18 protein-coding genes and 2 pseudogenes are annotated in these 26,581 nt (G+C 68.6%); 14 read left to right on the forward strand and 6 right to left on the reverse strand.

Features of this window, described 5'->3' with window-relative positions; all coding sequences use genetic code 11:
• Positions 1-87 precede the first annotated feature (87 nt).
• The 8 genes and pseudogenes from cobT to RIF23_RS12300 all read left to right on the forward strand — a co-directional run bounded on the left by cobT (position 88) and on the right by RIF23_RS12300 (position 12,208).
• Positions 88-2,418 (forward strand): nicotinate-nucleotide--dimethylbenzimidazole phosphoribosyltransferase, encoded by a 2,331-nt coding sequence (gene cobT, locus RIF23_RS12265; RefSeq protein ID WP_310912629.1) that lies wholly within the window; start codon positions 88-90, stop codon positions 2,416-2,418.
• Positions 2,419-2,630: 212 nt separating this feature from the next.
• Positions 2,631-3,956 (forward strand): uroporphyrinogen-III C-methyltransferase, encoded by a 1,326-nt coding sequence (gene cobA / locus RIF23_RS12270; protein WP_310912630.1) that lies wholly within the window; start codon positions 2,631-2,633, stop codon positions 3,954-3,956.
• 29 nt (positions 3,957-3,985) lie between these two features.
• Complete coding sequence (locus RIF23_RS12275) at positions 3,986-5,698, forward strand: dynamin family protein (RefSeq protein WP_310912631.1); 1,713 nt, start codon at positions 3,986-3,988, stop codon at positions 5,696-5,698.
• Complete coding sequence (locus RIF23_RS12280) at positions 5,695-7,872, forward strand: GTP-binding protein (RefSeq protein WP_310912632.1); 2,178 nt, start codon at positions 5,695-5,697, stop codon at positions 7,870-7,872. The genes RIF23_RS12275 and RIF23_RS12280 overlap by 4 nt, the downstream gene beginning before the upstream one ends.
• 109 nt (positions 7,873-7,981) lie before the next feature.
• Positions 7,982-9,013 (forward strand): DUF4192 domain-containing protein, encoded by a 1,032-nt coding sequence (locus RIF23_RS12285; protein ID WP_310912633.1) that lies wholly within the window; start codon positions 7,982-7,984, stop codon positions 9,011-9,013.
• Positions 9,014-9,122: 109 nt separating this feature from the next.
• A complete protein-coding gene (gene ettA, locus RIF23_RS12290) occupies positions 9,123-10,787 on the forward strand; it encodes an energy-dependent translational throttle protein EttA (protein WP_310912634.1) in 1,665 nt (554 codons plus the stop codon).
• Between the two features lie 61 nt (positions 10,788-10,848).
• Positions 10,849-11,223 (forward strand): annotated as a pseudogene (locus tag RIF23_RS12295) (globin); the annotation flags it as partial.
• Between the two features lie 94 nt (positions 11,224-11,317).
• Positions 11,318-12,208, forward strand: coding sequence for an RpnC/YadD family protein (locus RIF23_RS12300; protein WP_310912635.1), 891 nt, complete (start codon positions 11,318-11,320; stop codon positions 12,206-12,208).
• 63 nt (positions 12,209-12,271) lie between these two features.
• Here RIF23_RS12300 and RIF23_RS12305 read toward each other — a convergent pair whose 3' ends face one another.
• A complete protein-coding gene (locus RIF23_RS12305) occupies positions 12,272-12,745 on the reverse strand; it encodes an acyl-CoA thioesterase (protein ID WP_310912932.1) in 474 nt (157 codons plus the stop codon).
• Positions 12,746-12,763: 18 nt separating this feature from the next.
• Positions 12,764-14,851: pseudogene (locus RIF23_RS12310) on the reverse strand (prolyl oligopeptidase family serine peptidase); the annotation flags it as partial.
• A gap of 394 nt (positions 14,852-15,245) precedes the next feature.
• On the opposite strand from RIF23_RS12310, the gene RIF23_RS12315 reads away from it, so the two are divergent.
• Both RIF23_RS12315 and RIF23_RS12320 read left to right on the forward strand, forming a co-directional pair.
• Positions 15,246-15,746, forward strand: a complete 501-nt coding sequence (locus RIF23_RS12315; RefSeq protein WP_310912933.1) for an HNH endonuclease — start codon at positions 15,246-15,248, stop codon at positions 15,744-15,746.
• A gap of 330 nt (positions 15,747-16,076) precedes the next feature.
• Positions 16,077-16,280, forward strand: coding sequence for an FmdB family zinc ribbon protein (locus RIF23_RS12320; protein WP_310912934.1), 204 nt, complete (start codon positions 16,077-16,079; stop codon positions 16,278-16,280).
• 102 nt (positions 16,281-16,382) lie between these two features.
• On the opposite strand, the gene ilvD is transcribed toward RIF23_RS12320, so the two are convergent.
• Both ilvD and RIF23_RS12330 read right to left on the reverse strand, forming a co-directional pair.
• Positions 16,383-18,242, reverse strand: coding sequence for a dihydroxy-acid dehydratase (gene ilvD / locus RIF23_RS12325; protein WP_310912636.1), 1,860 nt, complete (start codon positions 18,240-18,242; stop codon positions 16,383-16,385).
• Positions 18,243-18,487: 245 nt separating this feature from the next.
• A complete protein-coding gene (locus RIF23_RS12330) occupies positions 18,488-19,090 on the reverse strand; it encodes a nuclease-related domain-containing protein (RefSeq protein ID WP_310912935.1) in 603 nt (200 codons plus the stop codon).
• A gap of 388 nt (positions 19,091-19,478) precedes the next feature.
• Here RIF23_RS12330 and RIF23_RS12335 point away from each other — a divergent pair, with 388 nt between their 5' ends.
• Positions 19,479-20,939, forward strand: a complete 1,461-nt coding sequence (locus RIF23_RS12335; RefSeq protein WP_310912637.1) for an amidase — start codon at positions 19,479-19,481, stop codon at positions 20,937-20,939.
• Positions 20,940-20,975: 36 nt separating this feature from the next.
• Here RIF23_RS12335 and RIF23_RS12340 read toward each other — a convergent pair whose 3' ends face one another.
• Positions 20,976-22,226 carry an MFS transporter gene (locus tag RIF23_RS12340; protein WP_310912638.1) on the reverse strand — a complete coding sequence of 417 codons (1,251 nt, stop codon included), beginning with the start codon at positions 22,224-22,226 and terminating at the stop codon, positions 20,976-20,978.
• Positions 22,227-22,442: 216 nt separating this feature from the next.
• Complete coding sequence (pepN, locus tag RIF23_RS12345; protein ID WP_310912639.1) at positions 22,443-25,019, reverse strand: aminopeptidase N; 2,577 nt, start codon at positions 25,017-25,019, stop codon at positions 22,443-22,445.
• 137 nt (positions 25,020-25,156) lie between these two features.
• On the opposite strand from pepN, the gene RIF23_RS12350 reads away from it, so the two are divergent.
• The 3 genes from RIF23_RS12350 (at position 25,157) to RIF23_RS12360 (ending at position 26,542) form a co-directional block, all read left to right on the forward strand.
• Positions 25,157-25,768, forward strand: coding sequence for a mycothiol-dependent nitroreductase Rv2466c family protein (locus RIF23_RS12350; RefSeq protein WP_310912640.1), 612 nt, complete (start codon positions 25,157-25,159; stop codon positions 25,766-25,768).
• A 30-nt stretch (positions 25,769-25,798) separates the two neighbouring features.
• A complete protein-coding gene (locus tag RIF23_RS12355) occupies positions 25,799-25,990 on the forward strand; it encodes a hypothetical protein (protein ID WP_310912641.1) in 192 nt (63 codons plus the stop codon).
• 84 nt (positions 25,991-26,074) lie between these two features.
• Positions 26,075-26,542: a ribose-5-phosphate isomerase gene (locus tag RIF23_RS12360; RefSeq protein WP_310912643.1), complete on the forward strand. Its 468-nt coding sequence runs from the start codon at positions 26,075-26,077 to the stop codon at positions 26,540-26,542.
• The last annotated feature ends 39 nt before the right edge of the window (positions 26,543-26,581 follow it).

Here is a 26,581-nt window from a genome sequence, read left to right on the forward strand (position 1 = left end):
ACGCCCCAGAGGCCGGGGCTCAGGCGGCCCGGAGCACGGAATCGAGGTTTGCGCACGCAGCGCACCGCCACACGGGGAGTAACGACTATGCCTGACAGCTCGCACGGCCAGACCCATCCCGGCGGGGACCCCCCGCCGGCCGAGCCGCAGGGCGGGGCCGGGCTCCTCGACGGGCTACCCGAACAGGGGCACGGCGCCGGGAGCAGTAGTTCCAGTGCGGAAGGGGAGGCGCCCGCAGCGGAACAGCCCCCGGGGGCGCCCGCCCCGTCCACGGCCACGCGCCCTCCCGCCAGCACCGCGCCGAGCGGCGAACACAACGTCATTCCCCTGCGTGGAGTCGACCCCCACCAGCAGGGCGGGCCGGACGCTGTCCCGTCCTCGGGTGGCACCCACGCCAGCCCCAGCCCCGGAGATGCAGCTAATACAGCTAATGCAGCTAATACAGCTCACACCGCCGGTTCCGCTGCTTCGACGCCGGAACCGGGGCACGCTGCCCCCGAATCCGCTGAGCCCGCGCCCCAGGCACCGTCCGCGTACCGAGGTGACTGGGTAGCGCCGCAGGGGTATCCGGCCGGTGGCCTGCTCCCGGAACCGGGGCCGATGCCAGCCGGAACGGCGTCGGTCTCCCCGGGCCGGATGCCTGACCCCGGGGCAGCCTCGGAGCAGGGGCAGCACGCCTACCCCGAGGAGGAGCGCCGTGCGGTCTACCGCGCCATCCGGGAACGGCGGGACGTGCGCAGCGGTTTCCGCCCCGATCCGATCCCGGATGAGGTTCTGACCAGGATTCTGGAGGCCGCGCACCGCGCCCCCTCGGTGGGCCTGTCCCAGCCCTGGGACTTCGTGCTGCTCCGGGACCGGGAACAGCGGGAACGGGTTCAGCACCTGGCACACCAACAGCGGGATGCCTTCGCCCGGGATCTGCCCGGGGCGCGGGCCCGAGCCTTTACCGGGCTCAAGGTTGAGGCCATTCTGGACACTCCGGTCAACATCGCGGTGACCGTGGACCCGACCCGGGGCGGGCGGCACACGCTCGGCCGGCACGCCCAGCCCCAGACCGCCGCCTACTCCGCGTCCCTGGCGGTGCAGAACCTGTGGCTGGCGGCCCGGGCCGAGGGTCTTGGCATAGGCTGGGTGAGCTTTTTCGCGGAGCGGGACCTCGCCCAGGCGCTCGAGTTGCCCGCACACCTGGAAGTTGTCGCCTACCTGTGTGTGGGATACGTGAACGAGTTTCCCCCCGAACCAGAGCTGGCGCTTGGTGGTTGGGCCCAGCGCCGGCCGCTGTCCTGGGCCGTGCACAGCGAGGAGTACGGGCAGCGTGGTCTGCCCGGCCAGCCGCCCACCAGCCTGCTGGACGAGACCGTGGCGGTGATCGGACCTGCGCGCCAGCCGGCTATGACCGAGGCGCGGGAGCGGCAGTCGCGGATGACGAAGCCACCCGGTGCCCTGGGCGTGCTGGAGGACGTGTCGGTGGAGCTGTCCGGGCTCGCCGGGGAGTGCCCACCGCCGGTTCCCGAGCCGGCGGCCGTCGCCGTCTTCGCGGGTGACCACGGGGTGCATGCCCAGGGGGTTACCCACTGGCCCCAGGAGGTCACCGCGCAGATGGTGCACAACTTCCTGGCCGAGGGCGCGGTGGTGAACTGCTTCGCCCGCCAGGCCGGCGCCGAGGTCACGGTGGTCGACGTGGGGGTCGCCGGGGATCTTCCGGCTGTTCCGGGGCTGCTGCCCCGCAAGGTGGCCCGCGGCACGGGAGACTTCACCACCGGGCCGGCCATGTCGGTTGACCAGGCGCGGCACGCGGTCGAGGCCGGTATCGAGGTTGCCCGAGACCTGGTGGCCGCAGGGAACCGCTGCTTGTTGACCGGGGATATGGGCATCGCGAACACCACGGCCTCCGCGGCTCTGATCGCGACGTTCACCGGCAGGGACGCCGCCGAGGTCACCGGCCGTGGGACCGGGGTCGACGATCCGACCCTGCAACGCAAGGTCGATGTGGTTCGCCAGGGACTGGAGGTCAACCAGCCCACGTCCCGGGAGCCGCTGCGGGCGGTGGCGGCCGTGGGCGGCCTCGAACACGCGGCCCTGGCCGGATTCATTCTCGGCGCGGCGGCCCAGCGGGTGCCGGTGATTCTGGACGGTGTGATTGCCGGAGCCGCCGCCCTGGTTGCCACCGCGATCGCCCCCGAGGCCCGCACGGCGTGTGTGGCCGGGCATCGGTCCAGCGAACCCGGACACGCGATCATCCTGGAACATCTCGAGTTGCGTCCCCTGGTCGACCTCGAGCTGCGGCTCGGGGAGGGGTCCGGTGCGCTACTGGCACTACCCCTGGTTCAGGGGGCGATCCGCGCGCTGCGGGATGTGGCGACCTTCGACGCGGCCGGAGTCACCGATAAGCGCGACACGCGATCGCCCGAGCGGTGACCGCCACCTGCCTGGATTACGGCAGGTCACACACGGGTTTCCGTCGATACGTACACATCGGTGGAAACCGGTCACAATCCAATCGAACTTACCCGGATGCCGCGCACCGATGTTCCGTGGCGCGGTATCTTGACAACGGCGATGGATCCCACCACCTGTTGAACACGTGGTATGTGTCCGGCAGGCTGGGACAGCATGGAAGGGTACCCTCGGTGACGTATCTGCTTGGGCTTCGCCTCGACGGGCGCGATGTGCTCGTCGTCGGCGGAGGGCGGGTCGCGGGGCGGCGTGTGCCTGCGCTGCTGCGCGCGGGCGCGCGCGTTACTGTGGTCAGTCCGCAGCTCACCCCGGCGTTGGAAGATCTCGCCGACGCGGGGCGAATCACCTGGCAGCGGGGCTACGCCCGGGCCGGCGACGTGGTTCTGGGCGGTCTGGCCCAGTTCTGGTTGGTGCATGCGGCCACGGACGATCCGGACGTGAACGCCGCCATCGCGGCCGAAGCCGAGGAGGCGCGCGTGTGGTGTGTGCGTGCCGACGATCGGCACGCGTCCAGCGCCTGGACCCCGGCAAGCGGGGAGGCCGGCGGGGCTATGGTCGGTGTATTGACCGACGGTGATCCGCGGCGCGCTGCCGGACTGCGCGACACCATTACCGACGCTCTGGCCGAGGGGAGTCTCGATGCCCGGCGGGGTCGGGAACGGCTGAGTGGGGTGGCTCTGGTCGGAGGTGGCCCCGGCGACCCCGGCCTGGTCACGGTGCGGGGGCGGCAGCTCCTCGCCCAGGCCGACGTGGTGGTCGCGGACCGGCTCGCGCCGACAGCGTTGCTGGACGAGCTCTCGACCGAGGTCGAGGTGGTGGATGCGGCCAAGGTCCCCTACGGGCGCGCCATGCCCCAGGAGGAGATCAACCGGATCCTGGTGGAACGGGCACAGGCCGGGAAGTTTGTGGTGCGCTTCAAGGGGGGTGACCCCTTCCTGTTCGGGCGGGGCGGCGAAGAGATGGCGGCCTGCGTCCGCGCGGGTGTTCCGGTCACCGTGGTGCCCGGTGTGACCAGCGCACTCGCTGCCCCCGCGGTCGCGGGGATTCCGGTGACCCAGCGGGGGATCACCCAGGACCTGCACGTGGTGTCCGGGCACGCGGCACCGGGAAGTTCCCGATCCACAGTGGACTGGGCGAGCCTGGCCGCCGGAACGGGTACGATCGTCGCGCTGATGGGTGTGGAACGCATCTCGGAGATCGCGGCGACGCTCCTGGCCAACGGTCGCTCCGCCGACACGCCGGTGGCGTTGATCCAGGAGGGAACCCTGCCCACCCAGTCGACCGTGGTGGCTACGCTCGGCACCGTCGATGCCGCCGCAGCCGAGGTGCGCCCGCCCGCGATCATCGTGATTGGACCGGTCGTGAACGTGCCCCTCGAGCTCGACCTGCTGCGGCAGTGGGTCCAGGACCACGAGGCCACCGGCGCGGAGCACCGGTCCGAGCACGGTGCGCAGAGTTCTGTGCGCCCGAGCCGCCTTGGTGGGCCCCGGGGTACGTGACCACAGAGGAGCGACAGAGAGGCGCGAGCATGTCCGGGGATGGAACGACGCTCGGTGACGCCGGCGGGCAGGCGAGCTCGCTGGAGCAAGCGCTTCTGGAACTGCGGTCGCAGGCCAAGAACCTGAGGCTGGCGGACGGGCTTCCCGGCGCGGAGCGAGGCGAGGTCGCCCGGCGCGACGTGCTCGACCAGTTGGACGACTTCGTGCTGCCCCGGGTGCGCCGCAACGACGTGCCGATGCTGATCGCCGTGGCCGGATCCACGGGTGCGGGCAAATCCACACTGGTGAACAGCCTGGTCGGGGAACAGGTGACCACGACCGGGGTGCGCCGGCCAACCACCAACAGTCCGGTTCTGGCGTGCAATCCCGCGGACACTGAGTGGTTCAGCGAGGCGTCCTTCCTGCCGACCCTGCCGCGGGTACGGCAACAGGGGCTGGCGATGCCCGGTAAGGACGGCATGCTGGTCCTGGCGGCCAGTGAGTGCATGCCGCCGGGCGTCGCCCTGTTGGACACCCCGGATGTGGACTCGGTGGTCTCCAGCCATCACGAGTTTGCCGCGAAGTTCCTCGACGCGGCCGACCTCTGGGTGTTCGTCACCACCAGTGCCCGCTACGCCGATGCTCGGGTGTGGGAGTTTCTCCAGGTCGCGCGGGATCGGGACACCTCCCTGGCGGTGGTGCTCTCCCGGACGCCACGGCGCGGTGAGGACCAGCTGGTGCGCCATTTCGACGCCATGCTCGCGGCCAACGGTCTGGATGGCGCCGCACGGTTCACGATCCCCGAGACGGACCAGGTCGCCGAGGGGAGGTTCACGGGGGGAACCGTGGACATGGTTCGTACGTTCCTGGCCGATGTCGCCGGGGAAATCGCCCTGCGTTCCACGGTAACCCGGCGCACCTTCGACGGCGTCCTGGAGAGCTTTCGCACCCGGGTTCCCGAACTCGCGCGCCAGGTGGAGACCCAACTGGAGGCGCGGGAGGCCCTGGCCGCGCCCCCGGAGCGGATCTATCCGGCGGTTCGTGCCCACCTGATGTCCCAGGCCCGGGACGGATCGCTGCTGCACGGCAACCTGCTGGCCCGATGGCGCGATCTCGCGGCCAGTGGGGAACTTACCCCCTCCCTGCGTCGACGCATGCGGCGCCGGGAACAGCCGGTCGATGACACCCGGGTTCGTGGAGTTGCAGAGGCCGTGGCCGACTCCCTCACGGCGCTGCTGGTGTCCGGGGCGGAGCGCGCCATGGACCAGGTGTTGGCCGAGTGGTCCAAGGTCGAGGGAGGGGCCGAGCTCGCCGCACAGCACGGTCTGACCGGAATCACCGAGGATTTTCCCGAACGTGCCCGTGCCAGCATCGCCGAATGGCAGCAGGGAATCGTGGACCTGGTCTCCGGGGACGGGGTGGCGAAGCGAACCGCGGCCCGGCTGGTGACCTACGACCGGGAGGCGTTCGCTCAGGTACTGACCGTTGGCCTGCTGGGCTTCGGGATTTCCGAGGCGTCGGGCAGCGTTGGCAGCATCGAGGGCGCGGCCGTACCGCGGCGACTGCTACGGTCGCTGTTCGGGGCCGAGTCTCTGCGCAGTATCGGCGACCGGGCTACGCGGGATCTGGAGGCGCGGATCGCCATGCTGTTGGACGCGGAGAAGCAGCGGTTCGTCGCCGCGTTGAGCGCGGCCAACCTCCCTGCGGAAACCGCGGCTGTTCACCTCTACCAGGCGATATACAACATCGAGATCGTGCGATGAACACTGACCGCAATGCTGCGCACACTCCGGGTGCGGGCGACGAATCCTCGTGGCAGGGCTCTGCGCCCGCGAGTCGTGATGTCGACGAGGCTGGCTGGGTGACCGCGCAGTCGTGGCCGGGCGACGCACAGGGGCGGGTGCAGGACCGGCTGGCTGTTGATGAGTCCGCAGAGACCGTCGGCGCGGGACACGGGGCCCGCCCGGGAGGTCAGGAGCAGCTCCAGGCCGCCCAGCCGGCCGACCAGACGGCAGCCCAGCTACCGCGCCGACGCCCGGGAGCGAATACCCAGCGTGTTCCGGACGAGCGACGATCCCGGCATCGGGCCGATCCGGCCGATCCGGAACAGCTCGCCGACTGGGTGGACAGCCTCGCCGCGACGGCAGCAGAGGACGATCCGAATCCCGCGCCGGCCGCCGGAGGTGCCGCTGTGGAGTCCGCGGGGTACGGCAGCGGCATCGCTTCCGAGGCGGGGTTCTCCTCCCCCCGGCCGCCGGAGCCGGAGCTGACCGAGGATGTGGCTGCGTCCGGGCTGTCCCGCCCGGATCTGATCAGGCGGCTGGACGCCCTCTCCACCCTGGTCGAGATCGGTGGGTCCACGCTTCCGGAATCGACGGTCACGTCGGCGCGTCGGCTCCTGGACCAGGCGGGCACGCGTCTGAGGCTGTCCGCGGACCACACCGTCGTCGCCCTGGCGGGGGGAACTGGAAGCGGCAAGTCCTCGCTCTTCAACGCGTTGTGTGGACTCGACTTCTCCGAGGTGGGCATTCTCCGCCCCACAACATCCTCCACCCACGCGTGCGTGTGGGGATCCGACGGCGCGGCCCCGGTGCTGGACTGGCTGGGTGTGTCCGAGCGCCTCCGCCATTCCCGGAGCAGCGAGCTGGACCGGATCGATGACGATCTGACCGGGCTGATCCTGCTGGATCTCCCCGACCACGATTCGGTGCAGTCGGCCCAGGTCGCCGAGGCTGAGCGCCTGTTGGGGGTGGTGGACCTGATGGTGTGGGTTCTGGACCCCCAGAAGTATGCGGACGCCGCGGTACACCACCGCCACCTGGCGCAGATGTCCGGACACGACTCCGTGATGGTTACGGTGCTCAATCAAGTGGACCGGCTCTCCCACCGGGAGATGGAGGAGTGCCTGCTGGACCTCCAGCGACTTCTGGAGACCGAGTCGGGGGCACAGCCGCGCATCGTGACGGTGTCGACCCTGACCGGGGCCGGGCTGCCACAATTGCGGGAGCTGCTGGTCGAGACGGTTCGGCAGCGCGATGCTTCGGTGCAGCGCCTCGGCGCCGATCTGGAACGACTCATCACCCAGTTCACCGCGCATGTTGGGCCGCAACTGCCCCGTGGGCATGACGGGGAACTCCTGGGGGTCCCCCCGGAGGTGCGGGAACGCCTCTTCAACGCCGCCCTCGACGCGAGTGGACTCACCGGGATCGCCGCAGCCACCGAGACGGCACACGAACGTACCGGAGGCACGTACGTGGCCTGGCCGTTGGCGGAGTGGGTGCGTCGGGCGCGGCGCGGGTCGAACCGCCATATCCGGCTGGACATGCTCGACAACGCAACCCGGGGACATGTCGACACGCAGATCGGAACACAGCGGGCGGTCCTGGACGCCGCCCTGGACGACACGGCACGGGAGTCCGCGACCGGGCTTCCCGATCCCTGGCCCTCCCGGGTACGGGCCGCGGCGCGCAGCAGCGCCACCGAACTTCCCGAGCTGCTCGACGGTGCGGTCCGGGTTCCGCAGGACCAGGTGCCGCGCTGGTGGCAGCTCGCCCAGTGGGCGCAGAACGCCGTGCTGGTGGTGGCCGGAGCCAGCCTGCTGTGGCTGGGTACGCTGCTTGGGCTTCGAATCGCCGGAGTGGACACCGGGGTGGCCGTGTTGGACGATCTGGGCTTCGGGATCCTGGCCGCGGTGCTGCTGACCGCCAGCCTGGCCGTGGGATGGTTGGCCGAGGTCGGCTGTCGCAATCTGGTTGATGTCGCGGCCACGCGGCTGCGGGACGATATTGAACGCCCGGGGCGCGAACGTATCGCCGCGATCGTGGCCGACCGGGTGCTCGCCCCGATCGAGCGGGAGCTGCACGAGTACGAACGGTTCCGTGCCGCACTCGCCGTCGCGAGCCCGGACCGGGCTCGGGAGGCCGCGCCGCCCCACTAGCGCGGGCGGCCCCGCCGTCCGGCCCCCTGTGGGTGCGTGTGGAGGGGACGTGTCCACAGGGCGCCAATGGACATTGTCGGTGGGGAGTCGGTGGTCGCACCGTGTCCCCATGGCTGAACAACCGCAGGTGCCCGCAAACGTCCCCCTTCCGTCCCTGACCCTCACTGGCCCGTCCGATCTCTTGGCGGCCGTCCCCTACCTGCTCGGATTCCATCCCCGGGACAGTCTCGTCCTGGTGGGTATCGCCCGCCAGGGCAGCCGACAGACCATCTGCTGTAGTGCGCGCTGTGATCTGCCCACGGTTGCGGCCGAGGCTCCGGCCACGGCCGCGATTGTGACCCAGCCGATCCACGCCGCCAACGCCGCGTTCGTTGTCCTGGTGGGGTACGGCCCAGCACACCGGGTCACCCCCTGTGTGGATGCGGTTCAGCAGGCGGTGGCCGCGCGAGGGGTGGAACTGAGGGAGGCCCTCCGGTTCACCGAGGGGCGCTACTGGTCCTACACCTGCACCGGAACGTGCTGCCCTGCCACCGGGATGCCCTTCGACCCGCAGAATTCCCTCATCCCCACCCAGATGGTCGCGGCCGGTTTCGTTGCCTACGCGGACCGGAGCCAGCTCGATTCCGTGCTGGATCCCGTGACCGGGCCGCGGCGCGCGGCGATGAGCGAGGCTACGCACCGGCTGGAGGGGGAGCCCCCCGAGGAGGAACACCTCCGGACGGCAGGCACCGAATCCGTGCGAGCCGCGGCTGCGGCTGCGGATCACGGTGCCCTTCCACAGGATCCGGCCGAGTTGGCGTGGTTGTGCCTGGCGGTGCGGGACACCCGGGTTCGGGACGAGGCCTGGCTGCGGATTCGCCCGGAGAACGCCGAGGCTCAGTTGCACCTGTGGCAGTGGATCCTCCGCAATGCGGAGCCGCGCTATCGCGTCGCGCCCGGCGCACTGGCCGCGTTCGCCGCCTGGCAGTCGGGCCGGGGTGCACTGGCCAATCTCGCCTTGGACCGGGTTCTGGGTGCAGATCCGAACTATCCCATGGCACTGCTGCTGCGGCGGGCCCTCCAGTGTGGGCTGCCGCCCCAGAGGTGGGCGACGGTCGTTCCCGAACAGTGCCCCGGCGGGACTCCGTTCGGTGCCGAGTGATCCGTTGGGCCACCACAGCGTTCTGGCGTTCCTCAGCTTGGCTGAGTTCAGTGCAATCGGTTCCGGCACAATGGCCGGGGCACCGGCGGTTGCGTCCTAGGCTGGGGGCATGCCGGAGTACATCTACACCATGCGGAACGTGCGCAAGGCGCACGGCGACAAGGTCATCTTGGACGACGTCTCGGGTTCGTTCCTGCCGGGCGCCAAGATCGGCGTCGTCGGTCCGAACGGAGCGGGTAAGTCTTCCCTGCTGAAACTGATGGCAGGGGTTGACCAGCCGTCCAACGGTGAGGCCCGGCTGATGCCTGGTTTCTCGGTGGGGCTTCTGGCTCAGGAGCCGCATCTGGACACCTCCAAAACGGTGCTGGAGAACGTTGAGGACGGTGTGGCCGAGACGAAGGCGATGGTCGCCCGGTTCAACGAGATTGCCGAGCAGATGGCCACGGACTACTCCGAGGAACTGCTCGAGGAGATGGGGCGGCTTCAGGAGCAGCTTGACCATCGGGGTGCCTGGGACCTGGACAGTCAGCTGGCCCAGGCCATGGACGCGCTGCGGTGCCCACCCGGTGACGCACTGGTATCCCAGCTCTCCGGTGGCGAGCGCCGGAGGGTGGCCCTGTGCCGGCTGTTGCTGGAGCGGCCCGACCTGCTGTTGCTGGACGAGCCCACCAACCATCTGGACGCGGAGAGCGTGCAGTGGCTGGAGCAGCACCTGGAGAAGTACCCCGGCACGATTATCGCGATCACCCACGATCGGTACTTCCTGGAGAACGTCGCGACCTGGATCCTCGAACTGGACCGCGGCAAGCTCTACCCCTACGAGGGCAACTACACCACCTACCTGGAGACGAAGTCCGCCCGGCTCAAGGTCGAGGGGCAGAAGGACGCCAAGCGGGAGCGCCGGCTCAACGAGGAACTGGAGTGGGTCCGCTCCAACCCCAAGGCCCGGCAGAGCAAGAGTAAGGCGCGGCTCCAGCGGTACGAGGAGATGGCCGCCGAGGCGGCCCAGAAGCGCAAGCTGGACTTCGAGGAGATCCAGATTCCGCCGGGGCCTCGGCTGGGCTCCAGCGTGGTGGAGGTGGAGAACCTCACCAAGGGATTCGACGACCGGCTGCTGATCGAGAACCTCAGTTTCTCGTTGCCACCGAACGGCATTGTGGGCGTCATTGGCCCCAACGGTGTCGGGAAGACCACCCTGTTCCGAATGATCATGGGGGAGGAGAAGCCGGATTCCGGTTCCATTTCCGTCGGCAACACGGTGCAGATTTCCTATGTGGACCAGTCCCGGGAACGAATCGCCGGCGACAAGAACGTGTGGGAGGCCATCAGCGACGGGGAGACGTTCATCCGGGTCGGCAACGTGGAGATCCCCAGTCGTGCCTACGTCGCCGCGTTCGGCTTCAAGGGTTCGGACCAACAGAAGCCCGCGGAGGTCCTCTCGGGCGGGGAACGTAACCGGGTGAACCTGGCTCTGACCCTCAAGCAGGGGGGAAACCTGCTGCTACTGGACGAGCCCACCAATGACCTGGATGTGGACACCCTCGCCTCCCTGGAGAACGCGCTGTTGGACTTCCCGGGATGTGCGGTGATCACCAGCCACGATCGGTGGTTCCTGGATCGGGTCGCCACCCATATCCTCGCCTGGGAGGGCGGCGCGAACTGGTTCTGGTTCGAGGGCAACTTCGAGTCCTACGAACGGAACAAGATCGAGCGCATGGGCCCGGAGGCCGCACGTCCCCATGCGGTCACCCACCGGAAGCTGACCCGGGACTGACCCGGCTTCGTTCCTTCGCATAGGGTGGCAGGCGACGATGAGCACCGCAGACGAGTCCAAGATGACCTTCTACGAGGCGGTGGGAGGCGAAGAGACCTTCACCCGCCTCGTCCGCCGGTTCTATGCGGGTGTCGCCAACGATCCCCAACTGCGGGCGTTGTATCCCGAGGAGGATCTCGGGCCGGCCGAGGAACGGCTACGCCTGTTCCTGATGCAGTACTGGGGTGGTCCGCGAACCTACAGTGATCAGCGTGGCCACCCCCGCCTGCGCATGCGGCACGCCCCGTTCCGGATCGGGCCGGCCGAACGTGACCGGTGGCTGGACCACATGCGCGTCGCGGTGGACGAGCTGGAGCTACCCCAGCACCTGGACCGGATGTTGTGGGACTATCTCGTCTACGCCGCGCACAGCATGGTGAACACCCCGGCCGAGGAGCGTGATTCGGGGCTGCCGGTCACCGAGTAGACCGAGTAGTCGGAACTTTGCGAACTCTCTGCGTGTGGCCCGTTCCGGGGCGTAAGATCCGGCCATGCCCAGTTTCGAGCACGAGGTCCTCGTGCAGCTGTTCCGGGACCAGCCACGGCTGGCCGTGCGCCTCCTGCGGGACGTGTGCGGAATCGAGGTTCCCGACTCCGAGGCGCACGTTGCTTCCGACTCCGCGGAGTTCACCGACTGCGAGCCGACCGAGCACCGCTCGGACGCGGCCGTGATCGTCCTCGGCGCGAACGAGAGACTGCCACAGCTCGGGGTCGTCGTCGAGATTCAACGTTCGGCACGGCAGCACAAGTTTCGCAGCTGGGCCACATACGCCGCGACGTTCGCCGAGCGTCGCGCATGTCCGGTGGCCGTGCTGGTGCTCTGCCCGAACCAGCAGACGGCCGACTACTATGACCGCAACTACAAGTTGGGGCCAACCTTTGTCCTGCGTCCCCTCGTTGTCGGACCGAACCGTGTGCCTGCCCTCACCGACGCGCGGCAGGTCGCGGAGTGTCCGGAACTGGGCGTTCTCTCCGTCCTTGCGCATGGCGGCGCGCAGACCGCCGTGGACATTCTGTGTGCGGGGTTGGACAAGATCGATTCCGACCGGGCGCGTCGATACACTGGGTATGTCCTTGCGCTACTCCACGAATCCGAACGGGCGTACATGGAGGCTCTGATGGCGGCGGGCACCTTCGAGTACATGAGTGAGTTCACCGAAAGCTACGTCGAGAAGGGGCGCGCCCAAGGACGCACCGAGGGACGCACCGAGGGACGTGCTGAAGGCGAGGCGCGGGCGTTGATTGCGGTCTTGGAGGCTCGAGGCCTGGAACCGTCATCCGAGCAGCGCGAGCGCATCATGTCGTGCCGGGATCTGGATCAGTTGGAGCTGTGGATCCGACGTGCGGCCACCGTGGACAACGTCACCGAGTTGTTTGACTGACCCAGGCGCACGGCGTTCGGCCGAAGCCCTCCCGCTCCCACCGCCAGCGTGCTGGGACATGCCCTACTCGGTGGTCAAATAGGAGTGTAGGAACTCTCGCTCGGGTTCACTGAGACGCCGAGAGCGCTGCGTGGTCGAGTCGAAACCAGCAAGGACAGTGCGTGCACGCAGATAGACCGGGCCACTGTGGTCGGTGTCGTCGCCGTCCCGGATCTCGTAGGCGAGGGTGAAGCTGGCACGCCGGACCTCGGTGACCCATGTTTCCACCCGTAGGGGGTGCGCACGCATCAGTAGCGGGGCAAGGTAGTCGGCTTCCTGGCGGGCCACGACGACGTCCCCGAAGGTGGACGCCTCGGTGTCATTCCACCGCAACAGGGAGATTCGGGCGTCCTCCAGGTAGGTCAGCATCCGCACGTTGTTCACATGGTGCTGTTGGTCGATATCGGCGTAGCGAACCTGTGCGTAGTGGACGTGGCGCTTCGGCTCCGCGCCCTGGGGCAGGCGGGCGCGGTTGGGGCGCGAGGCGAGGCGGGGCATCGGCTCCTCTGGATGGGACAGGCCCGTGTATCGGGCGAGAAACGCAAGATGGTCGGCGTTGACGTCGACGGTTCGGGACAGCGAGCGCGCGCTGTGGCCGACATCGGACTCGCGGCGCAGCAGTACCGGCCCATGGCTGGGCGGGGCACTGGTTGCGTGTTGCAGTGCGGCACACATCTTGCGGGCGTGCATGGGGTCCACGCGGGTGTCGTTGTCGTACACGGAGAACAGGGTCGCCGGATAACGCACCCCGGGCTGTACCGCGTGGTACGGCGAGTACGACAGCAGCCATTCGAGCTGCTGGGGATCCTGGGCACTGCCGTACTCCACGTTCCACAGCTGCCCCAGGCCGACGTGTTCGTAGCGCACCATGTCCAGGAGGGGGGCGGCGCACACGGCCGCGTTGAACAGGTCGGGGCGCTGGGTGGTGACCGCCCCCACGAGGAGGCCGCCATTGCTGCCACCCAGGACCGCAAGCTGCTCCGGGGTGGTGACCCCGGTGTCGATGAGGTGTTCGGCCGCGGCGATACAGTCATCGAACACGTTCTGCTTATTGGCGAGCATGCCGGCGCGATGCCATTCCTCGCCTTCCTCCCGGCCCCCGCGCAGATTGGCGATGGCGTAGCTGCCACCGGCCTGGATCCAGGCCAGGATGCTCGCCGAATATGCCGGGGTCAGGGAGATCGCGAAACCACCGTATCCGTACAGGATGGTCGGGCGGGCCGTGCGCGCGTCGGGCGGGGACAGCAGTAGCATGCGCACCGGAGTGCCGTCGGCCGAGGTGTAGGTGATCTGCTCGGTTCGCACGGCGGGCACAGCGGGCGAACCGGGGGCGGCTTCCCACAGGGTGGGTTCCGTGCCGGTGCCGGCCAGCGCGTCATAGTGCAGTACCTGCATCGGCCGGGTGTGGTCGGTGTAGGTGAACCAGGCCTCGTGTCCGCCCTCCGGCCGGGACCGCAGCCCGGTGACGGAACCGTGCCCGGGGAGTGGAATCTGTTCGACGAGGGTGCCGCTGTCGAGATCGTGCACGGAGAGTTCACTGATCGCGTGCCGGTGCCAGAGCGCCACCAGGCGGCGATGCTCGGCCGGCCCGTCGAGAATCGCGATATCGCTGAGGACCGCTTCCGGGTCGGTGGGCAGCAGCGTCTGCCAGGACGAGACGTCCGGGGCGTGCGGATCTGCCACACACAGCCGTCCGCGGGGCGCATCCCGATCGGTGAGTAGGTAGAGCCGGCCATCGCGCCCGAGTCGTGGCCGGACCTCCGCGGCGGCGCCCTCCTGGATGGGGACCAGGTGGGGGCGGGTGACGTCACTGCTGCTCAGGTCGGCGATCCAGGCGTCGTTGTGGGGCGAGGTTCCCAACGCAGCGGTGACGGTGAGCCAGCGACCGTCATCGCTGACGGCTACACCGTAGTGCTCCGTGTGGTCGCGTCCCGCTCCGAAGACCAGTGTGTCGGACCGGCAGGGCGCACCAACCCGGTGCACGTACACACGACGGTGGTACTGCTCCTCTCCCGTGGGCACCTCGGCCGGTGGCAGACGGCGCACGTAGTAGAAGGCCGAACCGTCGGGAAGCCAGGCGATTGGCGAGTAACGGCACCGGTCGATTGGACCGTCCACGAGTTCCCCCGTGTCCACGTCCATCACGTGCAGGAGGGACTCCTCGTCCCCACCACTGGACAGCTGGTAGGCCAGAAGTCGGCCGGTGGGGTCGGGCCACCAAGCATCCAGGGTCGTGGTTCCGTCGGGCGCCAACGCGGTGGGATCGATCAGAACCCGTTCAGCTTCGCCGGGGTGTGTGACCAGGTACAGCACCCCGTGCTCCTGGTCCGGCTCCCGGCGCAGCACGAAGCGCCGCTGCCCCCGCCACACGGGTGGTGTCACGCTTCCAGAGCCGAAGAGGTCTCGGATCGTGCGGCGGAACCACCAGCGGTGTGGCCACGTGTCCGCCTGCTGACTGAACAGGGCGTCCTGCGCCTGGCTCCACTCCTTGGTTTCTGGAGAGTTCGCATCCTCGAGCCAGCGGTAGGGGTCCGTTACCCGACGGCCGTGGTGCACGTCGTTCGTGTCGACACGGTGAGCCTCCGGATAGCGCACTTCGGGCATGTACGCAGCCTATCCAGGCACGTTGGGTGTCCCGGCGCGGGGGTGACACGCCCCGCACCGAAGCGTTCCCGGTCTGGTTCGTGGATGCGGCAGCCCCACTGTTCACCCGCTGTCCGCAAAACCCACCGTCAAATGGGGTGGCGGGAAGGGGAGTTCACAACGCACACTAAAGGCGGGACTTTGCTCAGCGGAAGCACCCACGGGAGGTCCGTGTGGCTGATCTAACACGGTTAGGGTCGGTGTACACGCCGACCCTGAGGGAGGTTTCCTGGCTAGCCTCACGGCTTGCCGGGATGGCGATACGACCAGGGCACATCCCCTGCATCGGGGAGCTTGGATGAGCGCCGCGTGTGGACCGGAATCCGGACCGGCCATCGGCCGGATCAACGGGCATGTGCTCCTGCTCAACGCGAGTTACGAGCCACTGACCACGGTTTCGCTGCGGCGCGCGATTCTGCTGGTCCTGCGCGAGAAGGCCGATGTCGTGCACGGAGACGCCGCGGGATCCGTGTTGCGCTCGACCACGAACATGCTTCCGGTGCCCTCGGTGATCCGCCTGCGCCGGTATGTGCGCGTACCCTACCGACGTCGGGTGCCACTCACCCGGGCGGCACTGATGCGTCGCGACAATCACCACTGCGCCTACTGCGGTCGGCGGGCGGAGACCATCGACCATGTTATTCCCCGCAGCCGGGGTGGAGGGCACCTGTGGGAGAACTGTGTCGCGTCCTGTAAGCAGTGCAACCACCGGAAGGCGGATCGCCTGCTGGACGAACTGGGCTGGACGCTGAATGTCACCCCCCGGGTGCCCCGCGGGGTGAGCTGGCGACTGATCAACGGCGCGGAACACGGCGACCCCCAGTGGGAGCCCTACATTTCCCACATCGCAGCCTGAGGAGGCCCGACGCCGGTCGGGACGCACCGCTGGGATGCACCACCGCGACGCACCACGGCCACGATCCGAGTGCACCGAACCACGGAACCACAACCCGATCCCGGCACGCTCCCACTTGGTACCGGTACAGGTCAGCAGGATTCCATCGCGCTGGCCGCGAAGCGGGAAGTGAGTTGTGCGGGCGGACTCCCCCCCGGCTGAAATGTGTCGGGAGGCCGATGGAGCCTCCCCATGGGCCGGTTCGTGCGGGGCGTGGTGCCGGTGGTTGGTTGCCCGGGCACTACTTCCGTCGTTTCCGGAGTCGCCGATGGTTGGGCCTATCCTGGATTCATGCCGCGCTACGACTTCCGATGCCGCGCCTGCGGCAGCACATTCGAACTGGAACGGCCCATGCAGGCGGCCGGGGATCCGGCCGCGTGCCCACAGGGCCACGAGGACACGGTCAAGCTGTTGACCACGGCTGGGCTCGGATCGGGGGCCGAGCAGACGGACGCCGGTGGTGGCTGCTGCGGTGGCGGCTGCTGCGGTGGGTGACGCTGTGTAGGCCGTACAGGCCGGACGTGCTGCGGTGAGACCGGGGGCCAGGCGGTCCGGTGGCGCGCGTGCACGCACAGACCGCCTGGCCGTCCGTCGGTCCTACTCCACCTGGCTGACGTCCCGTGCGGCGCCGGTCGATGCCGATGTCGCCATCGCGGCGTAGGCGCGTAGCGCTGGAGTGACCGGACGGTGCCGCTCTCGGGGGCGGAACCCGCCGAGTTCCTTGGTGAGCCGCTCCCGGCGGGTGGCGAGCTCGTCCTCGGGCACGTCGAGCTGGATGGAACGGTTCGGGATATCGATCCGAATCTGGTCACCGTCCTCCACCAGGGCGATATCTCCACCGGCAGCGGCCTCCGGGGAGGCATGGCCGATGGAGAGTCCCGAGGTGCCTCCCGAAAACCGGCCATCGGTGATCAGGGCGCATGCCTTGCCCAGACCCCGTCCCTTCAGGAAGCTGGTCGGGTAGAGCATCTCCTGCATGCCGGGGCCACCCTTGGGCCCTTCGTAGCGGATCACCACGACATCGCCCGGCTCGATCTGTTTGTTGAGGATGCCCTCCACGGCCTCCTCCTGGCTCTCGAACACCTTGGCCGGTCCTGTGAAAGTCCACAGCTCCTCTTCGACACCCGCGGTCTTCACGATCGCACCGTCGGGGGCCAGGTTTCCGCGGAGGACCGCAAGGCCACCATCCGCGGTGTAGGCGTGTGCGACCTCGCGGACGCAGCCCTGGACGCGGTCGGTGTCCAGGCTGTCCCAGCGAGTGTCCTGAGAGTAGGCTTTGGTCGTGCGTACGCCACCCGGTGCCGCGTGGAACAGCTCCCGTGCCTGCGGCGTGACGGTGGTGGACATCAGATCCCAGTCCGCGAGGAACTCCCCGACGGTCTGTCCGTGCACCGTCGGCAGCGAGGTGTCCAACAGCCCGCCCCGGGCCAGCTCACCGAGGATGGCGGGGATCCCGCCGGCCCGGTGCACGTCCTCGATGTGGTACTCCTCGGTGTTCGGCGCGACCTTGCACAGGCACGGCACCTTCCGGGAGACCTCGTCGATCTCGTCCAGCCCGAAGTCCACTCCGGCCTCGGTGGCCGTGGCGAGCAGGTGCAGGATCGTGTTCGTGGAACCGCCCATCGCCACGTCCAACGCCATAGCGTTGCCGAAGGCGGCCGGGGAGGCGATCGCGCGTGGCAGGACTGACTCGTCGTCCTGTTCGTAGTAGCGGCGGGCTGCCTCCACGACCCGGTGGCCGGCATCCTCGAACAGCTGACGTCGGGCGGTGTGTGTGGCCAGGACCGTCCCGTTACCGGGCAGGGCCAGCCCGATCGCCTCGGTGAGGCAGTTCATGGAGTTGGCCGTGAACATCCCGGAGCAGGAGCCACAGGTCGGGCAGGCGTTCTCCTCCATCTCGCCCAACTCGGCCTCGGACACACTCTCGTCGGCGGCCGCGATCATCGGGTTGATCAGGTCAAGCTTGCGCTGCCGGGTCGCGGTGCCGTCGACCACGGTGACCTTGCCGGCTTCCATGGGGCCGCCGGAGACGAACACGGTCGGAACGTTCAACCGCATGGCCGCGAGCAGCATCCCCGGGGTGATCTTGTCACAGTTGGACACGCACACTAGCGCGTCGGCGCAGTGCGCATTGACCATGTACTCCACGGCGTCGGCGATCAGTTCGCGGCTGGGTAGGGAGTAGAGCATGCCTCCGTGTCCCATGGCGATGCCGTCGTCGACCGCGATCGTGTTGAACTCGCGGGGAACACCGCCGGCTTCCCGGACCGCTCCGGCGACGACCTCGGAAACCTCACGAAGATGCACATGGCCGGGAACGAACTGGGTGAAGCTGTTCGCTACGGCGACGATCGGCTTACCGAAGTCCGTGCGCTCGACGCCGGTAGCACGCATGAGGGCGCGCGCGCCGGCCATATTTCGACCGTGGGTGACGGTGCGTGAGCGTAGCGCGGGCATGAGGACTCCTTAAGCGGACTCTCGTCGACCGGTTAGGAGTCCGATGGTATCTCCCCACGCGAACCCTGTGTCTCGGATAAAGGGAAGTGCGTCCACATCGTGGACAGTGTATGTCTGTATGTCTGTATGTCTGTATGGATGACTGGCTGCGCACCGCAGTTTCGGCGCGGCGAAGACGGCACGTCCTCGACCTGAGTGCTGTCCCCGCCGCGCGTCCGGGACGCCGCCCGCGTTGAGAGTCGCGGTCAGTACCGGGGTGGCAGAGCCGTCTGGGCAGCGCGGTAGATCTCCTCGATCTCCGTCTCGGTCAGTCGGTCCCCGCCGGTGCGTAGCCACTTGCGGACCTTGTGGCCGGACAGAACATCGATCCCCCGCAGTCGATGGATGTCCCACGGCATGCTGGGCCCATAGATCACCAGCGCCGGCCGTACGAAGATCTCCCGCCCGAGCTGCTCGCTGATCAGATTCTGGGCCAGGCGAGCCTCCTCGAGTGCCTGGTCCAGGCGCTCGTTCTTGGAGAATTTGCCGTGGTACAGCTTTTCGAGCTTGTTCCGGACCGGGAGCCGCTTGTCCCACGTCTCGGAGTCGATGGCGAAAGCTCCGCGACGTCCGATGACGAAGTGGTCGATGATTCCGTTGCCGCCGGGGACAGCTCGCGCGTGCAGGACCCGGTAGCCGAACCGTTTCATCACACGGAGCTGGGCTTCGGTTCGACGTTGTGCGGCCGAGGCGCGGCGCCACTGCGGAACCTCGGACTGGCGTCGGGCGCTGTAGAGCAGATAGATGAGGAAGGCCCCCACGCCGACGGTGATTCCGATCCGCCACACGCCGCTGAGGAGTCCGACCATCAGCCCGAGTGCCGCCGCGGCGAGCGCCACGAGGATCCAGGGGCGTTTGGCCGCTGCCCGCAGCGCATCTCGGTAGGTTCGGCCACTGTCCCGCCGCACGATCGGGTCCGTGGACACGGAGCGCTGTCGCTGGACCGCACGTGCCTGCTGGACCGGATCTGAGGTCCCTGATGTCGAACTTGGAGAACTCACATTGCAGAGCGTAGCGATGACCCTATGTCAGGGAAAGTATGCCTAAGCTCACAGTTCCCTGTCGTTCGGTGTGCCATGGTCTGACGTGTTGGGCGGTTCGCCCAGGGAACACCTAGGAGATTCGGCACCTCTCCAGAGATGTGGCCACGCCGGCCGCGGGGTGGTGCCCCTCGCTCGTGCTCCCTAGCCTTGAGGCGTGACTGACATCCATGAGCTCACGGTCAGTGAGCAGGCTCTGCATGTGCGCAAGCGGGAACTCTCACCTGTCGAGATCACCCGGCACTATCTCTCCCGAATCGAGCGTCTGAACGACCGCCTCGGTGCCTACGTTACGGTCACTGAGGAAGACGCGTTAGCGCAGGCCAGATCGGCCGAACAGCGCGTGCTGCGCGACACACCCGAGGACCTTCCTCCCCTGTGCGGCATCCCGGTGCCGATCAAGGACCTGGACATGGTGGCCGGCGTGCGCTGGACCTGGGGATCTGCCGTTTATGCCGAGCAGGTCGCGCCGCTGGATGAGGACTTCGTCGCCGAACTGCGGGCGGCCGGAGCAGTGCTGATCGGAAAGACCAACACTCCAGAGTTCGGTATGGCCTGCCACACCGACAACGACGTCGCGCCGCCGGCGCGGAGCCCCTGGGACCTGACCCGGTCCGCGGGTGGGTCCAGTGGTGGCGCCGGCGCCGCGGTCGCCGCCGGTCTGGCCCCGGTGGCACAGGGAAGTGACGGGGCGGGTTCGATCCGGATTCCCGCCAGTGTCTGTGGCCTGGTCGGACTCAAGCCGACACGTGGGCGCGTCACCGCGGCACCGGTGCGTCCCGACCTCATCGGGTTGTCCACGACCGGTCCCCTCGCCCGCACGGTGACGGACGCCGCCACCCTGCTCGACGCGGTCGCCATCACCCGGCCCGGGGACTACTTTCCGGCTCCCGCGCTGCCCTCGGGGGTGCGGTTCCGGGACTACGCAGTCGGAACGGCAGATGCGCTGGCTCCGGGGGCCGTGGGGGAGGGGCCGCGCCGACTCCGGATCGGCCGTTTCGCGGAGTCGCCGGTGCCCGATGCCCCGACGCAGCCGGAGGTCCGGGCCGCCTATGATTCGGTGTCGCACCTGCTGGAGGAACTGGGGCACGAGGTTGTGGACATCGAGGTTCCGCTCGCTCCCGAGGTTCAGAACCACTTCGGTACGGTCTGGGCCGCGATGGCGACGCGTTACCCGGTGCAGCCCGAGGATGAGCAGCGGCTGCGTCCGCTCAGCCGCTGGCTGCGCGAACGGGGGCGTGGTCTCAGCGCCACCGAGTATCTGGACGCTACCCACCAGTTGCAGCTGGCGATCCGTGCGGCGATGACACGCATGGACGAATACGACGCCGTGCTCACCCCCACCCTGGCGCAACTGCCCGCCGAGGTCGGATCGTTCAGCGCGGATGGGGATCCGGTCGCGGAGTTCGAACGGATGACCCGATTCACGCCGTTTACCGTTCTGGCCAACCTCACGGGTCAGCCCGCGATCAGCCTGCCATTGGTGTGGAATCCGGGGCCGATCGGAACGACGCTGATGGGACGGTTCGGTGGCGAGCCCACCCTGATCGCCCTCGCGGCACAGCTGGAGCAGGCCCGCCCGTGGCACGGGCGACGACCGCCGATCTGGAACGCGTAGGCCGGGCCCTGACTCCGCACGTCCCGCGGGGCCGGGTCAGTCGCCGTCGGGACGTGCGGACGATGGTTCCCCGGCCGTGGTCGGGCCTGCCGATTCCGGCCGTGGGGCGGATGGCGCGAGGAAGCCCAGAATCGTGGCGCCCAGGGTGAGGACGGCACCACAGGCGAATCCAGCGGCGACCCCGCCCCAGTCCAACAGGGCACCGGTGAGGGGTGCCGCCACGGAGATTCCCGTGGCTGTTGCGGTGTTCAGCCAGCCGAACGCCTCGGCGCGTCGATGCTGGGGAGCGATCTCGCCCAGTCGGCTCATTCCCGCAGCCAGTGTCGGAGCGATCGCGAGGCCGGCGACGAACAGGACTGGAGTCAGCAGCCAGGGGGAGGGCAGCTCCAGCAGCGGCGGGCTCAACGGGACGAGGAGCGCGAGACCACAGGTGGTGGCCAGAGCACGGATGCCGATCCGGGGGGTCCCGACCAGGGTTCCGGCCACGAAACCGCCCACGAGCGAGCCCAGGGCCCAGATCGCGGCGAAGCCGCCCGCGTAGCCCGCAGCCCCGAGTTCCCGTGCGAACGCGACGATGGCCAGGTCGATCGCGCCGATCCCGGCCACCAGGAGGAGCGCGAGTAGCGAGAGGACGACCATCGGGCGGGTCAGCAACGGTTGGTGCGCCGTGTGCGCGGACTCGGGCGTCGGGGTCGGGGCGTGGACCAGGTCCGCCCGCCGGACCACGGCCGTAAATCCGAGCGCTCCGATGACCACGATGACCGCGAGCATCCCCACGGCGGGGCGAGGCCCGGCCAGGGCCACCGCAGCGGCTGCAAGGAGGGGACCGACCACGAAGATCAGTTCTTGGAGGGCACCCTCGGCCGCGAAGATGGTCTGGCGGGAGGAGCCGGTGGTCAGCCGAGGCCAGGACGCCCGGGCGATCTGGTTGCTGGGCGGGGTGAACAGCCCGGTGGTTATCGACAGTGGCACGGAAATCCACCAGACCGATTCCGGCAACAAGGCGAGTACGGACAACCCCGTGCCGAAACACAGGCCACACAGCAGCATCATGCGGTCGGCGCGCCCTACGTCCACCATACGGCCGCGCAGCGGACCGGCGATGGCGGTGCCCAACGTGTGGCCACCGACCACGAGTCCCGCCCAGGCATAGGATCCGGTCCATTCCGCAACCAGGAACGTGACCGGGATCGGTAACCCGGCGATGTGCAGCCGGGCCACCAGCGACCACAGCAGCAAGGCGAGAACATGCGGATGCGCGAACAGCACACGGTACGGATGGAGCACGTCTGGGATTATGCCTGCTGTGTCGGAAAGATCCCACCAGGTTCTGATGGGATCTTTCTGGGGACGATTCCTGTCGTCGAGCGGGGGCGGGGCCGGCCGGGCGTACCCAGCCGGCCGGCCCCGCCCCCGCTGGATTCGGGCCACGGGGCCGGCCGCGCTCGTTCGGCTTTCGCCGTTCGAAGGCTCCGGGCGCTGAGCTCCGCGCTGTCCGTGCCGCTACTCGGCCGCGGCCGCCTGTGCGTCGCGTTCCTGCGCGCGCAGGGCCCGCTGCACGCCGGCCCGTCCCTCCAACAGCAGGCGCCGCAGTGCTGGTGCTGGGTCCTCGGACTCCAGGTAGGCGTCGGTGCGCCGCACCGTCTCCGGTTCGATGAGGTAGCTCGGATAGGCCATCTCGGCGAAGGTCTGGGCGAACTCCCCGGTCCACTCCGCCCAGGCCGGAGCGAGTAGCGCGAAGTACTCGTCCACGTAGGGGCGGAGTAGTTCTCGGTGCGACGGCTCGGTGAACCCGAGCAGGGTGGCGCGGAACTCGGCATTGGCCATGGTGGTCGCCGTGCGCAACCGTTCCCAGGTGGCCGCCTTGGCATCCGGGTCCGGAATCGCCGCGCGGCATCCCGCGGCCGAGCGTTCGCCGGTGGCGGTCGGGTCGCGTTCCAGTTCGGCCGCGATCTCCTTCTCTCCAGCGGCATCCCGCACCACCAGGCGACGCAGGATGCTCCACCGCAGGTCCGTGTCGACGGTGAGGCCATCCACCGACACGTCGCCATCACGCATCCCTGCCAGGAAGGCGAGGTGCTGGGGGCTGACCGCGGCGTCGATCAACCCCTGGGTGTAGACCAGCTGGAGGTCACTTCCGGGCTCGGCGGCAGCCAGCAGGTCCATCAGACGTGTGGCCAGCTGATCCAGTCCGGTGTCGCGCCACTCGGGGGCGGCATAGGAGTTCAGCGCGAGGGTGGCCTGCCGCAGCAGGGTGCGGGCGACCGAGACGTCGGTGACCTTGTCCAGGCTCCGCAGTACCAGTCGGACATAGTCGCGGGCGGGAAGCTCCGCGTCGCGGCACATGTCCCAGGCAGCCGAGAACACCAGGGTTCGCGGTAGCGATTCGCGGATGTCGCCCACACTCTCCACGACGGTGCGCATACTGCGCTCGTCCAGTCGGATTTTGGTGTAGGTCAGGTCGTCGTCGTTGACCAGGATCAGATCTGGCTGCACCTCGCCCCGCAGTTCGGGTACCTCGGTGCGCTCCCCGGAGACGTCGAGTTCGACTCGCCGCCGGCGCACCAGGTGTCCCGTGTCGTCCTCGCGATCGTAGAGCCCGACCGCCAGGCGGTGTGAGCGCAGGGTCGGGTGCTCCTCGGTGGCCTCCTGGCGGATCGCGATATCGGTGAACCGGCCCTCGTCGTCGACGGAGAACTCGGGACGCATCGTAGACACTCCGGAGGTTTCGAGCCACTCCCGAGACCAGGAAGCCAGGTCCCGGCCCGAGGCCCGCTCCAGCTGGTCCAGCAGGTCGCGCAACTCCGTGTTGCCCCAGGCGTGGGCGTGGAAGTAGGCGCGCACGCCCTCGAAGAAGGCGTCTTCACCGACATAGGCCACCAGCTGTTTGAGTACCGAGGCGCCCTTGGCGTAGGTGATGCCGTCGAAGTTCACCTCGACCGCCTGCATGTCGGGTATATCGGCGGCGATGGGGTGGGTTGTGGGCAGCTGGTCCTGGCGCAGCGCCCAGGCCTTTTCCACATTGGCGAAGGTGGTCCAGGCCTCGGGCCACCGGGTGGCCTTCGCCTGGCAGTACACACTGGCGAAGGTGGCGAAGGACTCGTTGAGCCACAGATCGTCCCACCACCGCATGGTGACCAGATCACCGAACCACATGTGCGCCATCTCGTGCAGGATGGTCTCCGCGCGCCGCTCGTACAGCGCGTCGGTCACCCGGGACCGGAAGACGTAGTCCTCCAGGAAGGTCACCGCCCCGGCGTTCTCCATCGCTCCGGCGTTGAATTCCGGAACGAAGAGCTGGTCGTACTTGTCGAAGGGGTACCTGATGCCGAACAGCTCGTGGTAGAAGTCGAAACCCTGTTTGGTGACCTCCAGGATCTCGTCGGCGTCCAGATACTCGGCCAGTGAGGTCCGGCAGTAGACGCCGAGGGGGATGCCGTCGTGGGAGTCCCGCACCACGTGGTAGGGACCGGCGATGAGCGCGGTGATGTAGGTGGATACGGGCCGGGTCGCGGGAAAGTGCCAGCGCCGCGCGTCGGATGCTCCGGTCGTCACCGCGCCGTCGGGCCGGGGCTCACCGCGAATGTCCGGTTCGCTGTTCGACACCACCGCGAAGTCCGCTGGCGCGTACACGGTGAGCTCGTACGTGGCCTTGAGATCCGGTTGGTCAAAGCAGGCGTACATTCGGTGCGCGTCGGTGGTCTCGAACTGGGTGTAGAGGTAGACCCGGTCGTCCACGGGGTCGACGAAGCGGTGCAGCCCCTCCCCGGTGCGCATGTAGGCGGCGTCGGCCACGATCCGCACCTCGTTGTCCGTGGCCAGGTCGGCCAGCGTGATGCGCTCCCCGTCCGCCACGTCCGCCACGTCCAGGGGGGTGCCGTTGAGGTGGACCTCGTGCACGGTGGGGGCCACCAGGTCCACGAAGGTGGCCGCGCCCGGTTCGTGGCACCGGAACCGGATCACCGTCGTGGAGCGGAAGGTCTCCTGCCCCGTGGTGAGGTCGAGCTCCACCGTGTAGCTGTCCACGGTGAGCAGTCGTGCGCGTTCCCGTGCCTCGTCGCGTGTCAGGTTCCCTGCCACGTCCAGCCCCCTTGCTGCGCCGAATGGATGTACAACCGAGTTCGATCCTGCCATGCCGCGTTGGGAATGCGTGCAGCGTGGCGCTGGTTACCGCCCACGGGGAGGGGCAGGGCCGGACGAGTGCGAGAGAGGCGACAATGCAGGATGCTTCGACACAAGTGGACTTTTGGTTCGATCCGCTGTGCCCGTGGGCATGGCTGTCCTCGCGGTGGCTGCTGAACGTGGAACAAGTGCGGCCGGTTCGGGCGCGCTGGCACGTGATGAGTCTGGCCGTGTTGAACGAGGACAAGGAGGTCGACGAGGGCTACCGGCGGCTGTTGGACGAGGCCTGGGGGCCGGTGCGGGTGGCGGTCGCGGCGGAGCGCCACCATGGCCCCGAGGTGTTGGGGGACCTGTACACCGCCCTGGGCACGCGCTACCACGTGCAGGGCGCCCCGCGCACGAAGGAAACGCTCGTTTCGGCCCTGTCCGAGGCGGGGCTTCCTGCGGATCTGGCCGCGGCGGCCGAGAGCAGTGAGTACGATGAGGCCCTGCGCGCGTCCCACCGCGATGGGATCGACCGAGTGGGGCAGGAAGTCGGTACTCCGGTGATCTCGGTTTCCGGTGTATCGTTCTTCGGCCCCGTCGTGTCCCCCGCCCCGCAGGGGGAGGACGCGGGCAGGCTCTGGGACGGGGTACTGCTGGTGGCGGGAACCGACGGGTTCTTCGAGCTCAAGCGCAGTCGGACCAGAGCCCCAATCTTCGACTGACGGCGACCGAGTCGACACCGGAGGCGCACAGTGCTGGAGAGTGGAGCGGTACACGGGCCTGACGACGAGCGCACCGTGGAACTCGACGACGGGGAGAGCCTGGACGTCCTGCCGGATGTCGACGCCACCAGGTTGGAGCCCGATCCCTGGTCGGACCTGGGGGGAGCCTTCGGGGATTTCACTGACCGGTATCGGGAGGATCGTCCTCCGCACTGGGAGTGACACCGGCGTCGCGTTCGGGATCGGGTGATGTTCGGCACGCCGGGTCGGGTTCGGTCGGCTGTGGCGAGCTGACAGACTGTTGGCGTGCGAGTTCATCTGGGATCCGATCACGCTGGCTTCGAACTGAAGGAACACCTGCGCGCCTGGCTCGCCGAGCACGGGCACGAGGTCGTCGACGCCGGCCCTGGCCATTTCGACGCGAGTGACGACTATCCGCCCTACGTGCTGCGTGCCGCCGAGGCGGTCGCTGCGGACCCCGCCGCGTTGGGCATCGTCATCGGCGGCTCCGGAAACGGCGAGCAGATCGCCGCGAACAAGGTGGCCGGGGTGCGGGCGGCGCTGGCCTGGAATGTCGAAACCGCGCGGCTGTGCCGAGAGCACAATGACGCGAACGTGCTCGGCATCGGCGCGCGGATGCACTCCCAGGCCGAGGCCACCGAGGTGGTAGCCACATTCCTGGACACGCCCTACAGCGGCGATTCCCGCCACTCCAGGCGGATCGAGATGATCACGACCTACGAGCGCAGCGGGGAACTGCCACCCCTACCGTAAGAGCATGGTCGCCGGTGGGCCGGTCGGGCGCCGCGTCCC

Source organism: Lipingzhangella rawalii, assembly GCF_031628175.1.
Lineage (GTDB): Bacteria > Actinomycetota > Actinomycetes > Streptosporangiales > Streptosporangiaceae > Lipingzhangella_A > Lipingzhangella_A rawalii.

What these genes read in the sequence shown, in the direction of transcription:
- RIF23_RS12300 (WP_310912635.1), top strand. Translation starts at nt 11,318, where the DNA reads ATGCCCAGTTTCGAGCACGAGGTCCTCGTGCAGCTGTTCCGGGACCAG.
- ettA (WP_310912634.1), top strand. Translation starts at nt 9,123, where the DNA reads ATGCCGGAGTACATCTACACCATGCGGAACGTGCGCAAGGCGCACGGC.
- RIF23_RS12280 (WP_310912632.1), top strand. Translation starts at nt 5,695, where the DNA reads ATGAACACTGACCGCAATGCTGCGCACACTCCGGGTGCGGGCGACGAA.
- RIF23_RS12285 (WP_310912633.1), top strand. Translation starts at nt 7,982, where the DNA reads ATGGCTGAACAACCGCAGGTGCCCGCAAACGTCCCCCTTCCGTCCCTG.
- RIF23_RS12330 (WP_310912935.1), bottom strand. Translation starts at nt 19,090, where the DNA reads ATGGTCGGACTCCTCAGCGGCGTGTGGCGGATCGGAATCACCGTCGGC.
- cobT (WP_310912629.1), top strand. Translation starts at nt 88, where the DNA reads ATGCCTGACAGCTCGCACGGCCAGACCCATCCCGGCGGGGACCCCCCG.
- RIF23_RS12305 (WP_310912932.1), bottom strand. Translation starts at nt 12,745, where the DNA reads ATGCCCCGCCTCGCCTCGCGCCCCAACCGCGCCCGCCTGCCCCAGGGC.
- RIF23_RS12350 (WP_310912640.1), top strand. Translation starts at nt 25,157, where the DNA reads ATGCAGGATGCTTCGACACAAGTGGACTTTTGGTTCGATCCGCTGTGC.
- RIF23_RS12275 (WP_310912631.1), top strand. Translation starts at nt 3,986, where the DNA reads ATGTCCGGGGATGGAACGACGCTCGGTGACGCCGGCGGGCAGGCGAGC.
- ilvD (WP_310912636.1), bottom strand. Translation starts at nt 18,242, where the DNA reads ATGCCCGCGCTACGCTCACGCACCGTCACCCACGGTCGAAATATGGCC.
- RIF23_RS12320 (WP_310912934.1), top strand. Translation starts at nt 16,077, where the DNA reads ATGCCGCGCTACGACTTCCGATGCCGCGCCTGCGGCAGCACATTCGAA.